This is a genomic window from Roseobacter litoralis Och 149, assembly GCF_000154785.2.
Lineage (GTDB): Bacteria > Pseudomonadota > Alphaproteobacteria > Rhodobacterales > Rhodobacteraceae > Roseobacter > Roseobacter litoralis.
Genome location: NC_015730.1, coordinates 1,495,790 through 1,516,219, shown reverse-complemented (window position 1 = coordinate 1,516,219; position 20,430 = coordinate 1,495,790). Strand labels below are relative to the sequence as shown.

Sequence of the window (20,430 nt, the reverse complement as noted above, 5' to 3'; positions counted from 1 at the left end):
CATGAGATTGCTGGATGGTCATGGTTTTGCGTCGCGCAGTCTGCTGGTCACCGGCCACGGGCTGTTTGGTGAAGTACGGCTCGCCGCGCGCATCACGGGGCTGACCAGCAACGCTACATTTGGGGCCACTGCCCAAAGCGGGGCGAGCCTCGGCTTTGCTGTCTCGGGCCTGCCGGACGGCGTGACGGTCACCGGCCAGTCATGGCGCACGTCATCGGCAGGTGAACTGGCGACGACAGCAACCTACGCACCTGATGCCAGCACAAATGACCTTGAGAACCTCTTTGTTGTTCTGACCTTGTCGGATGGAGAGAGCATCCAGACACCCGCCAGCATCATCCGGCACCCCGCCCCGGTGGCAGGCACACTTGCGCCGGTGCTGGAGGTGCAAGGCAACGGCACCCCATCCGTCAATCTGGCCGCCGGGTTCACCGGCGCTGATCTGAGGTATTCAGCCAGCCCCGCATGGATCACGATCAGCGGCAGCACCGCCACGATTGCAGATGCGCTGCGCTCGGAGGTGGTGGCGATCACCGCGACGAACTCCGGTGGATCGGTGACGGTTGATCTGGCGGTGAGTATTGCGGTACGCGCACCTGTTGAAGTTCAGGTCTCGCCCTCGGGCAACGACACGACCGGCGACGGCACCGTGCTGGCCCCCTTTGCCACGCCGCAGGCCGCACAGGCGGTCATGATCCCCGGTGACACGCTGATCCTGCGCCCCGGTGTCTATGATCCATTTGAAGTACTTTTGAATGGCGGAGCCGCGAGCCGGATCACCGTCGCAACCCTGCCCAGCGAGGTGGGTCAGGCGATCATCCGGGGCGATCTGCAGCAGCATGTGGCCTATGGCGGCCCCGGTGTTGCCCAGGACAATGCGACCCGCGATGGCATTCGCATCGATGGTAAAAGCTATATCACCCTGCGCGGGCTGACCATTGAATACGTCTGGCGCAACGGCGTGTTCATCAAAGGGGCGGGTCAGAACACGGTCACCGGCAACCACATCGTCGAGGACTGTCTGGTGCGCCACACCGGCCTCAGTGGCATCATGGCCTGCGGCGAGCGGCCCGAGCTGGCCGTCGGCGCGAATGATGCGTTCCGCACGCGCTATGTCACGATCCGAAACAACGAGGTGACCCAGACCAATGTAGTCACCGATTACAATGACACGGTCACGAACTCCTTCGGCGAACCCGGCGGAGTCGGCGAGGCGATCACCCTCGCCAACAGCCTGCGCTATGCCTACGTTTACAACAATTACATCCACGACAGCCGCCAGTACGGCATCGACTTCAAGAACCACGTGGTCGACGGAGAAATCACCGGCAACCGGATCGAGGACGTCGTCCGGTACGGCATCTATCTGGATGCGGGCGAAACGGATGTGCGCCGCATTCTGGTGGATGGCAACATCATTCAGCGGTGCCGTGCAGGCATCGTGATCGCGCGCGAGGAAGACGGCAACGACAGTGGTGACAACCTGATTGTCGAGGACATTGATCTGGTCAACAACACGCTGGCCAACCTGTCTCGTGTCGGCATCCATTATCAGCGACATCCGAACAAGGATCAGCAGGACATCGGGTACTTTCGCCGCGTCCGGGCGCGGTTCAACACGCTCTACAACACCAACACCGATGGCAGCTATCGCGACATCAGCATCGATGGGATCGCAACCTTTGGTGTCAACCGGGCGGGCCAGCAGATCGTGTCGGGGATCGAGTTGATCGGCAACCTCGCCTGGAACCCGGACGGGCAGATGCGCATGGCCACGGATGTGGCGGGCGATCCCCGCTTCACGGTTGCGCAAAACCACAATGTCCGGAACGGCGCGTTCGTCGGCGATGACCCGCTGTTTGTTGATGCGGCCAATGGTGACTTCAACCTGCGCGCCGGATCCCCGGCGCGCGCCAAGGTCACGACGGCTGCGTATATTGCCGGTCTGTATGCCAAGGATAGCAATGGCACCGCGCATGTATTGCCGACCTCAGCGGGCGCTTACTATGCCGCTGCCTAGGTCGTCGCGTCCGGCACCGTCCTTACGGTCAAAAATGCCGGGCGGGTCCAACGACCTTCCGGTGATCGTCAGCGATGGCTTTCAATCCGATTCTGCATTCTTGCCCGCGGAGCGTTCCCGTTGATGCAGTGGCATCGGGGAGCGTACAGCTCGCAGCGGACCTTGGATTTGGGCGTCCATTGACGGGTAAGCGGACGAAGTTGGCTTTCGCTGCGACCGCACGAACGACCGCTTTAATCAGTCGCCCGTTGTGTCGCGGTTTGCCTGAGCCACGATGCCCAGATGGCGAAACCCAAGCCCAATCCGGATGCCGCGAGCATCAATGTAAGGAGCGTTTGCGCGCCATTGGTTTCCGTCACCGCGGCGCCTGTCGCCGCAGTCAAAATGGCACCTCCAGCAACGATCAACGCGCCACTTAGCCCTGCGGCACTGCCCGCAAGTTCCGGTCGCACGGACATCGCGCCAGCATTGCTGCCGGGCATTGTGATCCCATTTCCGAGGCCCACGAATATCGTGCTGGCAAAGAAGGTTTCTGGCGATGTGATGCCCAAAGCCAAGACGAGCAGACCCCCAACAAGACCGATGCAGGCTATGATCCGGCCCGCAATCATCATGGTTGTCGGCTCAAAGCCTTTGCCAAAACGCCCGGCAATGAAGCCGCCCAACATGAACCCGACCGTTATTGTTCCTATGTAGAATCCAAGCTCCGCCGTCGAAATTTCAAAGACGCTTTGAGCGACAAGCGGAGCGCCCGTTAGGAAAATGTAGAACGCACCAACCGAGAACGTGCCGCAGAGTGCGTAAGCCCAGAACTGCGGCTCGCGCAAAAGGGATGTCGTGTCAGGCACCGGCGTGCCAGGATCGCTGTCCTGGTCCCGCTTGGTCTCGCCCAAGTCCAGCCAACATAAGATAAGCAGACCAAACCCGCACCCGGCATAGAACATAAAGATGGATCGCCATCCCAGAAAGGTGTCCAACACACCTCCTAACATCGGACCAACCATCGGGGCGATTGCCATGGTCATGCCGATGTAACCGATCAAACTCACGGCCTCTCGCTCTGATCTCGTGTCCCGGACGATGGCGAGAGACAAGGCGTATCCGCCGATTATCCCGCCTTGAAGCATCCGGGAAAACAAAAACACCTCAACGCTTTGAGCAAGAGCGCAGCCCACCGATGCAAATGCAAAGACCAGCAACGCTCCTAATAGGACTGGCCGTCTGCCAATCCGGTCTGACAGCGGGCCAATGACCAGTTGGATTATGGCAGTTATCGCTAGATACCCAGAGACCGCCCAGCTCACCGTTCCATAGCCTGTTTCGAGATCGACGGCGATGTTCGCTAGCGAAGGCAAGAACATATTGAGAGACATAGGCGAGAACCCAGTCAGGAGGATCAGAGTGATCAAATGCGGTGGTGTTTTTGGGCGGTACATTTTAAATGTTCTCAGCTCTAGAAACAAAAAAGCCCCCGAAGATTTCGGGGGCACATGGAAACAGATATGGGAAACCCTTATCGGACCATGCACCTCTTGCTTACTACGACGACGAATTTAACGGTCATGGTTTTCTCCTCTGATGTTTAGCGTAGTCAGACAGTTCTACCTTGGCAATCCGAAAAGCTGCCGTTCTTGAAAGATGCAGCATCGGACACTTTGGGCTCCAAGCGGACATCACGATAACGCACCTCGCGCGGAAAGTGGACCTTCGCTGCGAGCGCGAAGTGTTCGATATTCCTAGTTTTCTCGCCAGAAAAACGGCGATCCTTTTATGAATTGCACGTCAGGGAAGAAATTCAGCCCGGCTTGCTGTAGAGAATTCGCCGATCTAAGGTCCAAGGATTACAGATTTGAAGTCGACAACAAATACTTTGGCTCGCCAATAGTAATCCTTAACGGTGCTGTACCCAGTACCGTTATTCTTACCGTGAGCAATCTGGTCTCTTAGCGTCTTCAAGCTGTCGACGGCTGCTATATTCGCAGCATTGGTTTGAGCTTCAATGGTTGGCCACCAATCTTTGTCAAATTGACGTAGCACCTTTTCTATCTTCTCGCAGTTTAACGAGTTCTGTCTGGCGACATTCTTGCCAATATAACGCGCTATTCGAATGTCACCACGAGTGCGCCCGTATTCTGCAAGCACGACTCCCACCGCAGCCTCAACATAGCCGGATGCCGATAGAACGACTTGGCTAGAATAGACATTCTGGATGCGTGGTTGAGCATCATCAACCAATTCATCCATCATAGCAACTAAGTGATCTATGCGCCCAATTTCTTGGGTTAAGCTAAGCGGCAGCATGAAGCGTCGAAACCGCCAAGTCTATCCGACCCTTTATGTTTCCTTCGTCAGAAGTAGCGTCGCTAGTCATACGGATAAACTCCTCATTGCCTAAGAGTTCTATATAGGCCTGCCCGATGTCCTCTGGCGAAGCCGCAGGACACTCAGCGATTGCCACCATCACAGCATCATAGACAGCAACGTTCATAGCCCTCTGCGGTCGAAATGCTCGCTTTCCAATGCCAGCATGTGCTCTCTGGATGGTGCCTGCGAATTGGGTGGCGAACTTGGCTTTGTCATCAAGGCTGATTTCTCGATGTGCTCCCATGAAGGCGTTGAGGAAAGCTTTCATCGGTTTTTGATAATTCTGCCGATTGTTAAGAAGAGCTAGGAAGCGAAGGATTAGCTCTTGATCCTTTGAGCGTTTGTGAGCACCGCCAAAAATTTCACGCCAAATAATGTTCATATTTAGCGTACCAAGTAATTCTTGGAACGAACCATGGTAAATAGCGGCTCTCATCTCCTGAGGTTGAAGGGGCGTCCCGTTTGAATTCAACCTGTCAAAGATATGAAAAACTGAACTGTTGTCATTGTCAGGAGATGTTTGCTGGATTATCATTGCATGGATCACTGCATCCTCAAATCTCCGTTTGTCTTCTTCCTCTAATTCCTCGTGGGTGCGGCCCTCAAAGCGTTTCTTCACATCCTTCAATCGGAACACTTTGTCATTATGTCGGAACCGCCCCTTAAAGAATGCATGGAGGGTTGTAAGGCGTTGCAGCCCATCGACGATCAAATGCTTTTGGGTGCTTTCCTCGCGGTAAAGAAATACACTTGGTATTGGCAACCCGAGCAAGATGGATTCGATAAACTTTGAGGCTTGAGGCAGAGTCCAGACAAAATTTCGCTGAAATTCGGGCCTGTATATGTCACCACGGTCGAATCGCTTCACCAAGCCATCTACTGTGAAATCAGCACCGAAGGTATTGATATTGTAGACAACATCTTCATCGTTCAGATCCTCACTAACGTCGCCTTCGATCTGATCAGCGGCCATCAGGTCGTTGTTTACTGGATTGATATCTGTCGCCATGATTGCGAGCCTCTAATCTGTTGTGACCCGACACAAACATAAAACACAAGGCAATGCCAACTCGAGCCACTCAGAATGGAGTCGAAGAGCGTCTTTTCTGTCGAAAGTTCGACTTTGACGAAAAATTTCGCCATGAAAGTCGACGGGAGACAATAGTCTAGGGATGGCCCTCCCAAATGCTGCCTATGGCCAGTTCTGTAAAGCTGCACCGCAGCGCCGTGTTCTTTGACCAACGGTAGCTTTGGGCCGTTCTACCTCACAGAACAGTCAGCCCTTCTTTTTGTGATCTTTGGCGACAATGATGCCCGCCTTGCCCAAGACAACAACAAGAAGGCCACCAATCCAACCTGCTACAACCGAATTTATTGCGACAGCTGTGCCCATCAAAGCCAGTCCCATGTTACCAACCAGCAATGTGAGAGTCACGGCACTTAGCATAGGTACGACCAAAAGGAGCTGTACGAAGAGCGGGTAGCTTCGGAACCGTTTCCAAATAGCGGCGGCAACAGGTTTTGTGCGTTCGAACATTCGGCGCTTTCCAATGATCTAGTTCGAGGATGAGTGCAACTATTGGGCGTTCGAAGTCAATGACTACTGAAGGTAGAGTGGCCCTCGGCGCGCAACAAGTCTAGCAGTTTGAGTGAATGTCCCCTTTGACGGGCGCACCGCAGCATTGAGACACGATACCCAATGACGGTTATGGGCCGTCCTCACTTCTGTTGATGAGGCTTGATTTTCGGATGCTGCACTTGCACCGATGTTGGCAGCGAGCCCAAATCCAACCGATGCTGCGGTCTGTACGAAGGTCATACTACTTACGTTTTGAGGCCAAATAGTCTTGGACCCAATTGGGCAGTCGATATGTCCAGTCTGTAGCTTAGGCCGTCGCTATCAACGGCGGGTTGAAACAGTCAGAAAAATCCGTCACAAACATTCGAATGCAAGAAAGTGGGCGCTAGGGAGACGACTCGATGGAAGACGCTACGGACCGAGAAGGCACCGGATCGTTTGCCGAGGAGTCTCCAACGGAAGTGCTCATCAAAAACCTTACCCGTCTGCGCGATGCCCTTGGACTATTTTTGGGGATATCGTACCAACTTCGCTTCTTCGACGACAGTACTCAGTCGGCTGGATGGCCCGAGAGTCTCTTTGATCGAATTTCCGGAAACGATCCTTATAGTACTCTCTCGAACAGGTTTCTTGATGAATTCTCTCGTCTCAGAGTTAGTCACAACGTAATCCTAAGCATCCCCAACTACGAAGAAGAAATAATGGCATTGAGCTTCAATGACTTGTCATTTTTTGAAGACATGGACGAGGATCTACTGAGAGATTTTCCGAACAGTTTTAAGTACTTCGAGCGTACTGATTTGCTCCCGAAACATTGGCGGCTACTAGTTGAAAGCCTAGAGACTCCCTTACGCGAAGCAATAGTTGTTGCTCAAGTTATTATGGGGACAGAAGACACTGTCGTTGAGGAAGCCAACATAATAGATGGCAACGTTGTCCGTTCCAACGGCAGCACTTCCAATAGAGCATCTTCTGCAGCTTCTGAAATTCATTCAGACGTCTTCAAGATTGTGAATGATTTAGCGATCTGCCGGGAAAAGCAGCTGATGGGTAGATGGGGTTGCTCAGCTATGTTTTTACTCGCGATTTCTGATCTACTGATCAAGAGAATTTCGGAGGTAACAACGATTGTGAAAACCGACTAAAAATGGTCCCATTTTACTAACGATCTCTGAGGCTGCATTTATACGACGCTGAGTTTTTCTGCTCCCTTGGCACCAGCCGAACGAGCATCGTAACAGATCAAACACTGTATCAGTAGGCGAGGTTATTCCACATTTACGCTTATTTCAACACAACCACCAGTGGCGGTTGAAGCGGCCATTGAAAAGGCGACGATCAAAGACCGCGTTGTCCGCAGTCCGATAGTTCGACCCTGTCACGTATTTGTACTTGCAGCGAATGGCAGGAAAGCGGGCTGCGGCCGCAGAAACTCAAAGGCGCGGTGAAAGGCAGCAGTGGGCCGATGTAGAAACTTTGCAAAGTTTGCTTTGCTCAACAACCTGAACGACAAGGAGGCTCCGTGGATTGCCGCCCCAAGACACTCCTGAAACTGGTTCTGGTTTGAACCCTCTTCAAAGGTATATTCAAAGCGGCCTTTGCAAAACACGTTTGCTGCAATTATCAATGTCATTCACTGCAATTATCAATGTCCAGCTACATCCGGCTACAAACAACAATCAATGTCCCGCTACAGCGCTGGCTCTTTACGGGTCAGCCCATAATCCCTATATAAACGATCAGGAACAAAATTGAGGCCTGATATGAACAACGTGCCAGAACCGCTCGAGGGAGCGCCCCTAATCGCGCCGTCAACGACGGATCACCCTTTGTATGAGCAGGTGGTGGAGGCATGCCGCTCCGTTTATGATCCCGAAATTCCGGTGAATATCTACGAGCTGGGTCTGATTTACACGATTGATATCAATCCTGAGAATGCCGTTGCGATCAAGATGTCCCTCACCGCTCCGGGTTGCCCTGTTGCGGGCGAAATGCCGGGATGGGTTGCGGACGCAGTGGAGCCGATCCCGGGGATCAAGCAGGTCGATGTCGAGCTGGTCTGGGAACCCCCTTGGGGCATGGATATGATGTCTGACGAAGCGCGTCTTGAACTCGGGTTCATGTAGACCTGCGCTGTCATGACATGCGAAAAAGACAAGATGATTTCTGGTGCGTTTTACCAACCCGGTGACCCTCAATTGGTGCGCGAGCGGGCACGCAATCAGGAACTGCAACGTCGCTATAATGCCACAACCGTTTCAGATCAGGACACGCGGATTACGATCTTGGATGAATGGCTTGGCGGTCGGGGTGAAAACTGCGCGCTGCGCACACCCTTCTATGCTGATTATGGCTACAACATCCATCTGGGCGACAATGTCTTCTTCAACTACGGCTGCGTCGTTCTGGATGTCTGCGAGGTGCGGATCGGTGATATGACGCAAATCGGACCCTATGTGCAAATCCTGACGGCAGACCACCCCAGAGATGCGGCCAGTCGTGATGCGGGTCTTGAGTTTGGCCAGCCCGTCAAAATCGGTAGAAATGTCTGGATTGGCGGCGGTGCGCTCATCTTGCCCGGCGTTGAGATTGGGGACGATGCGATTGTCGGTGCGGGCGCTGTTGTCACGCGCAATGTTGCGCAGGGTGTCACGGTCGCAGGAAATCCCGCCCGACCGCTTGTTCCGCACGCGTGAAGCAACTAGATTAACCGCAAAGGAGACGTCCTATGTTTGGTATTCCCGGCAAACCCCCGGTCACATTGACCCCGAAAGCCTGCGCGCAAGTTGCGAAGCTTATGCAGTCTGCGGGTCATGCCGGCTTGCGCATTGGCATCAAGAAAGGTGGTTGTGCGGGTATGGAATACACGATGGAATACGTCGAAGATACCGACCCGAACGACGAAGTGGTCGAACAGGACGGCGCGCGCGTGATGATTGCGCCCATGGCGCAGATGTTTCTTTTCGGCACTGAAATCGACTATGAAACCAGCCTGCTGGAGTCCGGGTTCAAGTTCAGAAACCCAAACGTGACCGAAGCATGCGGCTGCGGTGAATCCATCAAATTCGGCTAGGGCAACGCGCCCGGTCGCGAAAACGGCGGTACGTGCCTGTCAGCGCCGGGCTTTTCAGGCAACAAACCGAACGCAGGGAAGTTAAATCGCACTTCTTTTGACGCATGATGCGCGGATATGTCTTTTTGGCCATCTCTGCGCACCAGATTTTACGCGTCACGCCTTTGGGTCATACCCCCGCCGTAACGACATGAAACGGTCAGGTACCCGCCACATTATCACAACAGCGTTTGCCCAGTTGCATCAGGGCTGCTAGCAAGAGACATCACAAATCTGGAGAGTAAGATGCAGCGCAAACTGGCGGCGGGAAACTGGAAAATGAACGGCGCACGCGCGGACCTGTCCATGATCGACAGGTTGAACACCAGCCATCCGAGCCCCGACTGTGACATTTTGCTTTGCCCTCCTGCACATCTCGTGTCGCAAGCCGTCGCGCAGGCGGCGAAGGGCACCTTAAAAATTGGGGCGCAAAACTGCCATTCCGCCGAAACCGGTGCCTATACTGGCGATATCTCTGCGGGGATGTTCGCGGAAATTGGCGCAAGCCATGTGATCGTTGGCCATTCCGAGCGGCGGGAGGGGTATGGCGAAACCGATACAGATGCGCGCGCGAAGGCCACAGCCGCTCAGGCAGCAGGCTTGATCCCCATCGTTTGCCTTGGCGAAAGCCTCTCACAACGCGACGCCGGGGATGCGCTGAACGTTATTCTGACGCAGTTGGCAGGGTCTGTTCCCGCTGACAGCGAGGCTGATACGCTCGTTGTCGCCTATGAACCGATCTGGGCCATCGGCACCGGCAAAATCCCCACGATGGATGAGATTGCCGAGGTGCACCAAGCCCTGCGTGCAAACCTGATTGACGCCTTGGGCCAAACCGGGGCCGCAGTTCCCCTACTCTATGGCGGATCGGTCAAGCCGGCCAACGCCGCCGGTATTTTCGCGTTGGAACATGTGAACGGGGCGCTGGTCGGTGGCGCAAGCCTGACGGCGCAGGATTTTTCTCCGATCATACAAGCGCTGTCGGATAGTTGATTTTCATCGGATCGGACGCACCGGCAAACCACCAAAGTTGAAATCCGGCGCAGTCCCCCTTTCCCATACACTGTCAACTGGCCTTAAAGACGGATATGCAACACCTTATCCAATCCCCGCTGGACCCCACCTTTGTGCAAAACCCCTATGCGCTTTACGCAGAAGTTTTCACCGGGGACACGATCCGCTACTGGCAGGACTATGAAATGCCAGCAATCTTTGATGCGGCCAACGTGCAGTCGGTGTTGCGGGACCGTGGTTTTGGGCGCGCGACCCCAGCCGATCAGATCGAGCCGCTACGCCCGCATCTTGCTGCGTTCAACGCTGTGGAAGCTGTGTCCATGCTTGATCTGGAACCCCCGGATCACACCCGGTTGCGCGGCCTTGTGCTGCGCGCCTTCACCTCTCGTAAAATCAAAGCGTTGGCGCCTGATATTCATGACATATGCGACACATTGATCGCTGCACTGCCCCGGCATGGATGTGACCTGATTCCGGCGTTTTGCACGGCTCTGCCCGTGCGCATCATTGCTCGGCTGTTGGGCGTACCCGAAGACATCAGCGGTGATTTACTGCGGTGGTCCAATGCGATGGTGGCCATGTATCAGGCCGGGCGCACACTGCAGACCGAACAAGCGGCCAACGCAGCCGCCATCGAATTCACCGCATTTCTGTCCGATTATATCGACATCAAACGTCGTAACCCACAAGATGATCTGATCAGCCAGCTGTTGCGCGCCGAGGATAACGGTGAAAAGCTCAGCCGGGACGAATTGATCGGCACATGTATTCTTCTGCTTAATGCCGGACATGAGGCGACCGTGCACACGATGGGAAACGCCGTCAAAGCCTTGCTGGAACACGAAACTCCTGCCTACGCCCTCACCGATCAAAACATCGCCACAACGGTCGAAGAAGTGCTCAGGTTTGACCCACCTTTGCACATGTTCACGCGCTACAGTTACAAAGATACTACCATAGGCGGCCATATTATCCGCAGCGGCCAGCAGGTCGCTCTGGTGCTCGGCGCGGCAGGTCGCGATCCGACCCTTTGCAAGGACCCGGATGTTTTCGACCCTTTCCGTGCGCCCGTCGCACACGCGGCGTTTGGCGGCGGATTGCATTTTTGCGTCGGTGCACCGCTGGCAAGGCTTGAACTTCAAATCGGGCTGCAACGGCTCTTTGCCGCCTGCCCTCATCTCGCCCTCAGCCGCTCCCCCGAATTTGCCAATGCGTACCACTTTCACGGCCTCAAGCGCCTGGACGTCACCTACTGACGCCGCCTATTGCGCCTAAGGGGCTCACGGCGCTACAAATCCCAGAATGGAATGCAGCGCAGCCGCGCCCTTGGATCAAGTTACAATGGCAGCATCGTGGTTGATTTGATCTCTTCCATAGACAAGAGCGCCGTTACATTGTGGACGCGCACCTCCGAGATCAGCGCCTGATAAAAGGCATCATAGGCGCGCGCATTCTTTACTCTTACTTTCAGGATATAATCGATATCTCCTGCCAGCCGATGCGCCTCCTGCACCTCTGGCCGTTCGCGCAACGCTTTCAGAAACGCCGCCTGCCACTCCGCCTCATGTTCCGACGTGCGGATCAGCACGAAAAAGCACGCCTCAAACCCCAGCGCTTCCGCATCAAGCACGACCGTTTGCTGGCCAATGACCCCCGCCTCCCGCAACTTGCGAATCCGGTTCCACACCGGTGTCTTTGAAGACCCGACTTTTGCCGCGATTTCATCCAGAGACTGGCTCGCATCCTGCTGGAGCGCTCCAAGAATTTTCCGGTCTGTCTCATCAATCCGAACTGACATTCCAAATACACGCCCCATTGTGTTTCACTGTTCTCCCACACAGCATAAAGAGAACATTCGTTCTTTTCAAGCATCCTATATGGCGCATATTTGGAATTTTATTCTATATTGAGGGTAAGAACTTTGAGGTATCAATATGGATCATTTTCCTGTTTTTCTCCGCGTGCACGGCCGACGCATCGTGGTTTCGGGCGGTGGCGAGGCTGCTTTAGCAAAACTGCGGCTGCTGCTCAAAACCACCGGACACATCACTGTGTTTGCCGAGACGGCCGCCCCGGAAATCCAAAAATGGGAGGAGGAAGGAAAGCTGACGCTGAACCGCCGGGCTCTGGCTCCTGGTGATACCCTCTGTGCCGCGTTGTTTTATGCCGCGGACGAAGATAACGCAGAAGATGCGCGCACATCGGCCATCGCGCGGGCTGACGGTGCACTGGTCAATATCGTGGATAATCTGCAGGACAGCCAGTTCATCACGCCGGCGATTGTCGACCGGGATCCCGTCACCATCGCCATCGGCACTGAAGGCGCCGCCCCCGTTCTGGCCCGCGCCATCAAGGCGGATCTGGAAAGCCGCCTGCCCGTCTCCCTGGGGTCGCTGGCAAAAATCGGCAAATCCTTTCGCAAAGCGGCAGATGCACTCCCCTTTGGCCGCCCACGCAGGGATTTCTGGCGCGCGTTTTACTTTGAAACCGGCCCCGAAACGATCAAACAAGGCGAGGTTGCTGTTCGCCATGGCTTGGACGGCCTGCTTGCCGATCATCTGAACCGCAAGGCGCGCCCCGGTCATGTGCATTTCATTGGTGCCGGTCCCGGCGATCCCGACCTGCTGACCATTAAGGCGCAACGCGCTCTCGATGAAGCGGATGTGGTGATCTATGACCGCCTGATCAGTCAGCCCATTCTTGAGCTGGCCCGCCGGGAAGCCATCATGATTGATGCGGGCAAGGAAGGTTTCGGCCCCTCCACCCCGCAAGAGGACATTAACGCGCTGCTGGTGAAGCACGCGCGGACCGGGGCGCAGGTTGTCCGCCTCAAATCCGGCGATGCCACCGTGTTTGGGCGGCTGGACGAAGAGATTGACGCGGTTGATGCGCATCATATCAGCTGGGAGATCGTGCCCGGTATCACCGCAGCCTCGGCAGCCGTGGCCGCCATCGGTCAGAGCCTCACCAAACGCGGGCGCAATTCTTCGGTGCGATTTCTCACCGGGCACAACATTGCCGGGTTTGCTGATCACGACTGGGCTGCTTTGGCCCGCCCCGGCGAAGTAGCCGCGATTTACATGGGCAAGAAGTCTGCGCGCTTCATGCAGGGTCGGCTGATCATGCACGGCGCAGACCGCCACACCCCTGTCACTTTGGTTGAGAACGCATCCCGCCCCGATCAGCGGATCGTTGAAACGACGCTGGATGCACTGCCCGCCGCCCTGTCGGCCGCAGAAATGTCCGGCCCTGCCCTGACATTTTATGGATTGTCCAAACGCAAGGCAGCCACTGCGGTGACGGATCTTGCACCCTCGCTGATTTCTCACACCCCGCCCGCACATGCACAGGAGGCGCTCTGATGCCCAAAGCGTTCAATCCCAAAGTCGTCACCGCAAATCACTTGCTGAAAGGCGACGTAATCTATCAGACGGCCACCGGCTGGACACGCGATCTGGCCGAGGCCGAAGTTCTGACGGACGAAGCGGATGCAGACCTCCGCCTGATTGATGCCGCCCAACAAAACTCAGTGGTGGTCGGCGCTTATTTGGCGGACATCGATCCCAACGAGGACACCCCAAAGCCCATCCATTTTCGCGAAGATTTCCGCGCACGCGGCCCCTCCAACTATGCCCATGGCAAGCAAGAAGGATTGAGCAATGTATAGCTATACCGATTTTGACAGTGCCTTCATCAAGGAGCGCAACGCGCAGTTCCGCGCGCAGGTGGAGCGTCGCATTGACGGATCGCTTACCGAAGATGAGTTCAAACCCCTGCGCCTGATGAACGGGCTCTATCTGCAACTGCACGCCTATATGCTGCGGGTCGCCATTCCCTATGGTACGCTGAACGGGCGTCAGATGGACAAGCTGGCAGATATTGCGGACCGCTGGGACAAGGGCTACGGCCATTTCACCACGCGGCAGAACATCCAGTACAACTGGCCTGAATTGCGCGACATACCGGACATGCTGGACGCGCTTGCCGAGGTGCAGATGCATGCCATTCAGACGTCCGGTAACACCATTCGAAACGTGACGGCAGATCATTTCGCCGGGGCCGCAGCAGACGAAATTGCTGACCCGCGCCCGGTTGCTGAGCTGATCCGGCAATGGTCCACCGACCATCCGGAATTCCAGTTCCTGCCCCGCAAATTCAAAGTCGCCGTGACCGGATCCCCCAATGACCGCGCAGTGACCAAGGCGCATGACATCGGGTTGCGCATGCTGGAACGCGACGGCGTGGCCGGGTTCGAAGTTATCGTCGGGGGCGGCCTTGGGCGCACACCGATGATCGGCAAAGTGCTCAAGGATTTCCTGCCGCGCGAAGACCTGCTGCCCTATCTCGAAGCCATTGTAAGCGTCTACAACCTGCTGGGACGGCGTGATAACAAATACAAAGCGCGCATCAAGATCACGGTCCATGAAAACGGCATCGATGATTTCCGCGCGCGGGTCGAAGAGCGCTATGCACTGATCCGTCCGCAATTTGGTGGTATTGACCAGCAGCTTCTGGCCGGGATCGAGGCGGATTTCGCAGCACCAAAGTTCAAAACACAGTCTCTGGCGGCGTTCGAAGCGGCCTATACCAACGATCCGGTCTTCCGGTCTTGGGCCGACACCAACCTGACGGACCACCGCGCGCCGGGGTATGCGATTGTTTCGATCAGCCTCAAGGCACATGCCGCCACACCCGGCGATGCCACGTCAGCACAGATGCGTGTCATGGCAGATCTCGCGCGGGACTATGGGCATGACGAATTGCGCATCAGTCATGAACAGAACGTCATCCTGCCGCATGTGCATAAATCCGACCTGCCCGCACTGCATGCACGGCTGAAAGAGGCGCAGTTGGCCACGGCTAACATCGGGCTGATTTCGGACATCATCGCCTGCCCGGGGATGGATTATTGCGCGCTGGCCACGGCCCGTTCGATCCCGATTGCGCAAGAAATCGCGACCCGGTTTGATGACCTCAAGCTTGAGCATGACATTGGACCGCTCAAGATCAAGATATCGGGCTGCATCAATGCCTGCGGCCATCACCATGTGGGCCATATTGGCATTCTGGGCCTTGATCGTGCAGGGGTCGAAAACTATCAGATCACGCTGGGTGGCGACGGATCAGAGGACGCGACAATCGGCGAGCGTGCAGGCCCCGGTTTCTCGGCCGAAGAGATCACCTCCGCGGTCGAGCGGATCGTGATGGCCTATCTTGAATTGCGCCACGCACCCGAGGAAACCTTCCTCGAAACCTATCGCCGCATCGGTCTCGCCCCTTTCAAAGCGGCCCTTTACCCAGAGGTGCAGGCTGATGCCGCTTGATGAGGCGCAGCCATTAGACCAGCGCACCGACCTTGCCGATGGCCTGCAGACGCTTGTGCAGGATTTGAACACGCGCATGCGCCATCATGGGGCGGTGGATGTCTTGCGGGTGGCTCTGGCCGAAATCACACCGCTCAGCCTCGTGTCGAGCTTTGGGGCGGAATCGGTGGCCTTGTTGCATCTGGCCTCCATGGTGGATCGCAACATACCGGTGATCTTTGTGGACACAGAAATGCTGTTCACGCAGACGCTGGTCTATCAGCAGGAACTTGCGGAGCGTTTAGGCCTGCGCAACCTGCGGATTGTGCGCAGCGCCGATATCGCGCAACGCGACCCAACTGGCACGATGCACCTGCATGACCCGGACGGATGCTGTGCCTTGCGCAAAACCGAACCGTTGCAAAAGGCGTTGGCCGGCAGCAATGGCTGGATCACCGGGCGCAAACGCTATCAATCCGGCCAACGTGCAGCACTTGAACATTTCGAGATCGAGGCGGAGACCGGCCGCATCAAGGTGAACCCGCTCGCCTATTGGCAAGCCGGGGACGTGGCCGATTACATTGCTGAAAACCGTTTGCCCCGGCACCCGCTGGTCGCGCAAGGCTACCCATCCATCGGTTGTGCGCCCTGTACTTCACCGGTACGCAGCGGCGAAGACGCGCGCGCCGGACGCTGGCGCAACACCGAAAAAGACGAATGCGGTATCCATTTTGTGAACGGCAAAGCGGTCCGCCAAGGAGATATGATATGACTGTCATCGTGACTGATACCGGCTTTGCCTCGGACGACTGGACCGAGGGTTTTGTGGCTCTTGGTGCCGCCAATGACGCCGAAGCGCTGGATGTGCCCTCGGATGCAGATCCAAACCAGATCCCGATTTGTGACGGCCTTCACATGGTGCGCATTGATTTTCCCTCCTCGGCGGACGGGCGCGGTTTTACGATTGCGCGCGCCTTGCGTCTGCGCGGCTACACCGGGCGGCTGCGGGCGCGTGGACATGTGCTCGCGGATCAATATGCGATGGCGCGGCGTGCCGGCTTTGATGAGGTCGAGATTGACGCAAACCTTGCAAAACGCCAACCTGAAGAGCAATGGCAGTTCCGTGCCAACTGGCAGGCGCATGACTATCAAAACCGTCTGCGCGGTACAGCCACCGGGTAACGCGGCAAAGCGTCCTGCTTCAATATTCCGAAAACACTTTCTAAAAAGGTGCGGCAGGTGTAAGCCTGCCTTGACATATTTATGACTGAGCAAGCTACCGTGAACAAAGAAACTGCCACCAAAGTCCCCACCCTGCCCGACGCGCAAACCGTGACCGCTGTGCAGCACTATACAGACCGCCTGTTTTCATTTCGCGTGACGCGCCCTGCGTCATTGCGGTTCCGGTCCGGCGAGTTTGTGATGATCGGCCTGATGGGCGACCCTGACCCCAAGACCGGCAAACAAAAGCCTTTGATGCGGGCCTATTCGATCGCCTCCCCGTCTTGGGACGATGAGTTGGAGTTCTACTCCATCAAGGTGCAAGACGGCCCGCTGACCTCACGGTTGCAGCACATTCAGGTCGGTGACGAGATCATCCTGCGTCCCAAACCAGTCGGCACTTTGGTGCATGATGCCTTGCTGCCCGGCAAACGTATCTGGTTCTTTGCCACCGGCACCGGCTTTGCCCCCTTTGCGTCGCTTTTGCGCGACCCGCAGACCTATGAAGATTATGACGAGGTCATCATCACCCACACCTGCCGCGAAGTCGGCGAACTGCAATATGGTGCCGATCTGATCGAGAGCATCAAAGCCGATGAATTACTGAACGAGTTGATCGGCGAAGATTACCTCAAGAAATTGCGCTATTATCCGACAACCACCCGCGAAGAAAGCCCGAAGATGGGGCGCATCACCGACCTGATGCGCTCGGGCGATGTCTTTGCGGACCTCGGGGTTTCCCCGATGTCCCCAGAGACGGATCGTGCCATGGTATGCGGCAACCTTGCGTTCAATCTGGAAATTAAAGACCTGCTCGAAGGCTATGGCCTTGAAGAAGGGGCAAATTCGAAACCAGCGCAATATGTGGTTGAGAAAGCCTTTCTTGACTGACTATCCAAGCTGTCTGTCGATGTCAGCCAGCCAAAAACGGACGGTCCGGGGGTGACAGCGCTCGCCGACCTAAAAAGTGGGTTTGCAACATCAAAGCGAGATGCTAAGCGAACTCAGGTCGCTTTTCATCCACTTGTCCTGCATTTGCAGCTTGAAGTAGCACCGACCTGCGTCTAATTTATGAGCGCAGTTTCGTTGAACAATTGAAGGAAGAACATCATCGCTCGCAGACCACACAACGCGCCGCCGCAACGGGAAACCGGTCCACGCGTGAACGAAAAAATCCGAGGGTCAGATATCAGACTGATCGGGGCCGAAGGTGAAAACGTCGGCGTTGTCACACCCGAACGTGCCATGGAAATGGCGAATGACGCCGGGCTGGATCTGGTCGAAATCTCGCCAAATGCCAACCCGCCCGTGTGTAAGATCATGGATTTCGGCAAGTTCAAATATGAACAACAAAAGCGAGAGAGCGAAGCCCGGAAAAAGCAAAAGATCATCGAGATCAAAGAGGTCAAATTCCGGCCCAATACCGACACCAATGACTATGATGTCAAAATGCGCAATGTTTTCAAATTTCTGGAAAACGGCGATAAGGTAAAGATCACATTGCGGTTCCGGGGACGCGAAATGGCGCACCAGAACCTTGGTCGCGAGTTGCTGGAGCGTGTCGCCGAAGACACCAAGGAAGCGGGCCGCGTGGAGAACTTCCCCAAGATGGAAGGCCGCCAGATGGTTATGCTGATCGGGCCACTTCCGAGGTAGCCGACCCTCACACACGCTATTCAAACCCAACGTCCTGTCCCAACGGTCAGGGCGTTTTGCGTTGGGGCGGCAGGAACAAACGATCAAGAGCGGTTTTCAACCAGGCGCGCATTGAGCCTCAAAGAAAAAGTTCAGCCAAAAAAAGCACTGCACCTATCGGCACCGAAATCACCGCAGCCAGCAACGCAGCGCCTAATGGCGTCGGACGCACAGCAGGAGCCAGTATTCCGGCGACGGATTTGAAACGTGTCTTTTTCATCAAGGACATTAACCATGTTTTAGGTTTCCAGAGCCTTAATGGATTGATGGAAATGCCCCTTCAACAACATCCAATCTTTGGCGAAGCCCTCAAAAGGCTTGGTACGAACGTTCAAAGGATCAGCATCAGCGGTGCTGCCCCAACGCAGATGATTAAACGCTTTGGGATTGCTTTTGCACCACGCGGGCCCCTCTGGAATGTAGAGGATGCAGACGCTTTGCGCCGCTCCCCCCTTCGGATCATAAACGCGGAATACCCGAGCGACATTTACTATGAGGCCGGGTTTCGCCGCATCATGACGCCCGCACATGTCGCGGAACTCAACCTATGCGACACGGGTTGGCTGACAAAGGCCACTGGGAAGTGGCGAAATGCGTGGCGCAAATCGCAAAAATCCGCGCTCAAGCTGCAACACGCATCTTTCGATCAGACCGTGCATGACTGGCTGTTGACGGAAGATCGCCTCCAACAACGTCAAAAAGGGTTTCGCGCTCTTCCTCATAGCATTATTCATGCCTATGCGGCGACAAACCGGGACAAAGTGATTTTGTTCACGGCCAGGCAAAAAGACAACCCCGTTGCAGCGATGCTGTTCCTGGAACATGGTCCTGTGGCAACCTATCATCTGGGATGGACCAGCTCTGCTGGCCGCGGCGCCAATGCCCATTACGCATTGTTGATGCACGCCGCAGATTACTTCGCCGAAAGATCCGTCACACGACTGGATATTGGCACTGTTGACACCGAAAATGCGCCGGGCCTTGCCCGTTTCAAAATTGGCAGCGGGGCACAGGTGCGGGCCTTGGGCGGTACGTGGATCCGTATGCCCGGTATGTGACAGGTCCGAATCACCACTAATCCTTGACGCAAACACGCCAACTGCACCAACACCGCCCTGATCAAAACGTGCCGGTCAGGATAGGTTGCAAGTCCGCGTTTTTTGGCCGTTCTGAAACTTCGCCACCGATCAGGTTCAAGGATATTTTCAGCAACAAACGCTGCGCATCGGCTTATGTTGGACACTCGGTGCAGCAGCCCGCCGCGCGACGGCACGGACTGCTGCGGATAGACTTCACGACGCGTTCGCAACAGCTCTTTTCGTCATAACGGCAACAATATGCGCCCGGTAGGCTGCGGTGCCGTGCAGGTCGTTGATCATATCGTCGCTGTCCGCCGTCAGACCGTCCAGCGCTTCGGGCGCAAAATTCGCCGACAGGGCCGCTTCGGCCTCCGTCCAGCGGAACACACCATCGTTGCTCGCGCCGGTTACGGCAACACGCACACCATCGTTGGTTTTGGCGACAAACACGCCCACGAGCGCAAACCGCGAGGCCGGTTGCAGGAACTTCTGATAGTTTGACGCCTCGGGGATCGGGAAGCGAACCTCAGTGATGATTTCGCCCTCTTCAAGGTCGGTGGTGAACATCCCCTGAAAATAGTCATCCGCTGCGATCTCGCGGGCGTTTGTCACGATAGTCGCCGCGGCACCCAATGCTGCCGCAGGATAGCAAGCCGCCGGGTCATTATTGGCAAGGCTGCCCCCGATCGTGCCACGATTGCGCACGGCAGGGTCGCCGATATGACTGGCCAGTCCCGCGAGGCCGGGAAAGCTGGCCGCCGCGTCGCGCGCCACGGTGGCATGGGTGGTCGCCCCGCCGATACACAGCAGGCCATCATCATTTTTGCACACGCCCTTCATCTCAGCGATGCCGCTGAGGCTGACAAGAACGCTCGGGCTTGCGAGGCGTTGTTTCAGCGTCGGGATCAGCGTCTGACCGCCCCCCAGAGCCTGCGCATCTTCCTTGCCCATTGCAGCGACCGCGTCGCCAACACTGGCAGGCATTTCCACATCGAAGTTATACATTGTCTTTCCTTTCCAAAGCCGGGAATCGCAATCCGTTT

22 protein-coding genes are annotated in these 20,430 nt (G+C 56.0%); 15 read left to right on the top strand and 7 right to left on the bottom strand.

The features are described 5' to 3' along the window. Window position 1 precedes the first annotated feature (1 nt). The gene (locus tag RLO149_RS07140) at window positions 2-2,020 is read left to right on the top strand and encodes a right-handed parallel beta-helix repeat-containing protein (RefSeq protein ID WP_013961410.1); all 2,019 of its coding nucleotides are present in this window, start codon (window positions 2-4) and stop codon (window positions 2,018-2,020) included. A gap of 233 nt (window positions 2,021-2,253) precedes the next feature. Here RLO149_RS07140 and RLO149_RS07135 read toward each other — a convergent pair whose 3' ends face one another. The 4 genes from RLO149_RS07135 to RLO149_RS07120 all read right to left on the bottom strand — a co-directional run bounded on the left by RLO149_RS07135 (window position 2,254) and on the right by RLO149_RS07120 (window position 5,921). Further along, on the bottom strand, window positions 2,254-3,456 hold the full coding sequence (locus tag RLO149_RS07135; protein ID WP_013961409.1) for a multidrug effflux MFS transporter: 1,203 nt from the start codon (window positions 3,454-3,456) through the stop codon (window positions 2,254-2,256). A gap of 391 nt (window positions 3,457-3,847) precedes the next feature. Next, window positions 3,848-4,321, bottom strand: a complete 474-nt coding sequence (locus RLO149_RS07130) for a HEPN domain-containing protein (protein ID WP_044025246.1) — start codon at window positions 4,319-4,321, stop codon at window positions 3,848-3,850. Beyond that, window positions 4,308-5,393 carry a DUF262 domain-containing protein gene (locus RLO149_RS07125; protein ID WP_013961407.1) on the bottom strand — a complete coding sequence of 362 codons (1,086 nt, stop codon included), beginning with the start codon at window positions 5,391-5,393 and terminating at the stop codon, window positions 4,308-4,310. Before RLO149_RS07125 ends, RLO149_RS07130 begins: the two co-directional genes overlap by 14 nt. 267 nt (window positions 5,394-5,660) lie before the next feature. Next, on the bottom strand, window positions 5,661-5,921 hold the full coding sequence (locus RLO149_RS07120) for a hypothetical protein (RefSeq protein WP_013961406.1): 261 nt from the start codon (window positions 5,919-5,921) through the stop codon (window positions 5,661-5,663). 443 nt (window positions 5,922-6,364) lie between these two features. On the opposite strand from RLO149_RS07120, the gene RLO149_RS07115 reads away from it, so the two are divergent. From RLO149_RS07115 to RLO149_RS07085, 6 genes are all read left to right on the top strand, one after another. Beyond that, complete coding sequence (locus RLO149_RS07115) at window positions 6,365-7,108, top strand: hypothetical protein (RefSeq protein WP_013961405.1); 744 nt, start codon at window positions 6,365-6,367, stop codon at window positions 7,106-7,108. A gap of 618 nt (window positions 7,109-7,726) precedes the next feature. Continuing rightward, the gene (locus RLO149_RS07105) at window positions 7,727-8,089 is read left to right on the top strand and encodes an SUF system Fe-S cluster assembly protein (RefSeq protein WP_013961403.1); all 363 of its coding nucleotides are present in this window, start codon (window positions 7,727-7,729) and stop codon (window positions 8,087-8,089) included. A gap of 12 nt (window positions 8,090-8,101) precedes the next feature. Further along, window positions 8,102-8,659, top strand: coding sequence for a sugar O-acetyltransferase (locus tag RLO149_RS07100; RefSeq protein WP_013961402.1), 558 nt, complete (start codon window positions 8,102-8,104; stop codon window positions 8,657-8,659). Between the two features lie 32 nt (window positions 8,660-8,691). Beyond that, window positions 8,692-9,036 carry a HesB/IscA family protein gene (locus RLO149_RS07095; RefSeq protein ID WP_013961401.1) on the top strand — a complete coding sequence of 115 codons (345 nt, stop codon included), beginning with the start codon at window positions 8,692-8,694 and terminating at the stop codon, window positions 9,034-9,036. Window positions 9,037-9,321: 285 nt separating this feature from the next. Next, the gene (gene tpiA, locus RLO149_RS07090; RefSeq protein WP_013961400.1) at window positions 9,322-10,068 is read left to right on the top strand and encodes a triose-phosphate isomerase; all 747 of its coding nucleotides are present in this window, start codon (window positions 9,322-9,324) and stop codon (window positions 10,066-10,068) included. Window positions 10,069-10,163: 95 nt separating this feature from the next. Beyond that, a complete protein-coding gene (locus RLO149_RS07085; protein ID WP_013961399.1) occupies window positions 10,164-11,345 on the top strand; it encodes a cytochrome P450 in 1,182 nt (393 codons plus the stop codon). An 80-nt stretch (window positions 11,346-11,425) separates the two neighbouring features. On the opposite strand, the gene RLO149_RS07080 is transcribed toward RLO149_RS07085, so the two are convergent. Beyond that, window positions 11,426-11,887: an Lrp/AsnC family transcriptional regulator gene (locus RLO149_RS07080; protein ID WP_013961398.1), complete on the bottom strand. Its 462-nt coding sequence runs from the start codon at window positions 11,885-11,887 to the stop codon at window positions 11,426-11,428. Between the two features lie 136 nt (window positions 11,888-12,023). Between RLO149_RS07080 and cysG the strand changes: the two genes are divergently transcribed. From cysG to infC, 7 genes are all read left to right on the top strand, one after another. Further along, window positions 12,024-13,451, top strand: coding sequence for a siroheme synthase CysG (cysG, locus tag RLO149_RS07075; RefSeq protein ID WP_013961397.1), 1,428 nt, complete (start codon window positions 12,024-12,026; stop codon window positions 13,449-13,451). Further along, window positions 13,451-13,756, top strand: coding sequence for a DUF2849 domain-containing protein (locus tag RLO149_RS07070; protein ID WP_013961396.1), 306 nt, complete (start codon window positions 13,451-13,453; stop codon window positions 13,754-13,756). The genes cysG and RLO149_RS07070 overlap by 1 nt, the downstream gene beginning before the upstream one ends. Further along, window positions 13,749-15,413: a nitrite/sulfite reductase gene (locus RLO149_RS07065; RefSeq protein ID WP_013961395.1), complete on the top strand. Its 1,665-nt coding sequence runs from the start codon at window positions 13,749-13,751 to the stop codon at window positions 15,411-15,413. The genes RLO149_RS07070 and RLO149_RS07065 overlap by 8 nt, the downstream gene beginning before the upstream one ends. Next, entirely contained in the window at window positions 15,403-16,164 is a 762-nt protein-coding gene (locus RLO149_RS07060) for a phosphoadenylyl-sulfate reductase (RefSeq protein ID WP_013961394.1), read from the top strand. Before RLO149_RS07065 ends, RLO149_RS07060 begins: the two co-directional genes overlap by 11 nt. Further along, window positions 16,161-16,574 (top strand): DUF934 domain-containing protein, encoded by a 414-nt coding sequence (locus RLO149_RS07055; RefSeq protein ID WP_013961393.1) that lies wholly within the window; start codon window positions 16,161-16,163, stop codon window positions 16,572-16,574. The genes RLO149_RS07060 and RLO149_RS07055 overlap by 4 nt, the downstream gene beginning before the upstream one ends. Window positions 16,575-16,655: 81 nt before the next feature. Continuing rightward, window positions 16,656-17,504, top strand: coding sequence for a ferredoxin--NADP reductase (locus RLO149_RS07050; protein ID WP_013961392.1), 849 nt, complete (start codon window positions 16,656-16,658; stop codon window positions 17,502-17,504). Window positions 17,505-17,774: 270 nt separating this feature from the next. Beyond that, a complete protein-coding gene (infC, locus tag RLO149_RS07045) occupies window positions 17,775-18,269 on the top strand; it encodes a translation initiation factor IF-3 (protein ID WP_013961391.1) in 495 nt (164 codons plus the stop codon). A 118-nt stretch (window positions 18,270-18,387) separates the two neighbouring features. On the opposite strand, the gene RLO149_RS24020 is transcribed toward infC, so the two are convergent. Beyond that, window positions 18,388-18,528: a hypothetical protein gene (locus RLO149_RS24020; RefSeq protein WP_217517513.1), complete on the bottom strand. Its 141-nt coding sequence runs from the start codon at window positions 18,526-18,528 to the stop codon at window positions 18,388-18,390. Between the two features lie 52 nt (window positions 18,529-18,580). On the opposite strand from RLO149_RS24020, the gene RLO149_RS07040 reads away from it, so the two are divergent. Then, entirely contained in the window at window positions 18,581-19,366 is a 786-nt protein-coding gene (locus RLO149_RS07040; RefSeq protein WP_158308141.1) for a GNAT family N-acetyltransferase, read from the top strand. Window positions 19,367-19,600: 234 nt separating this feature from the next. Here the strand turns inward: RLO149_RS07040 and RLO149_RS07035 are convergent, their stop codons facing one another. Beyond that, on the bottom strand, window positions 19,601-20,392 hold the full coding sequence (locus RLO149_RS07035; protein WP_013961389.1) for an FAD binding domain-containing protein: 792 nt from the start codon (window positions 20,390-20,392) through the stop codon (window positions 19,601-19,603). Window positions 20,393-20,430 lie beyond the last annotated feature (38 nt).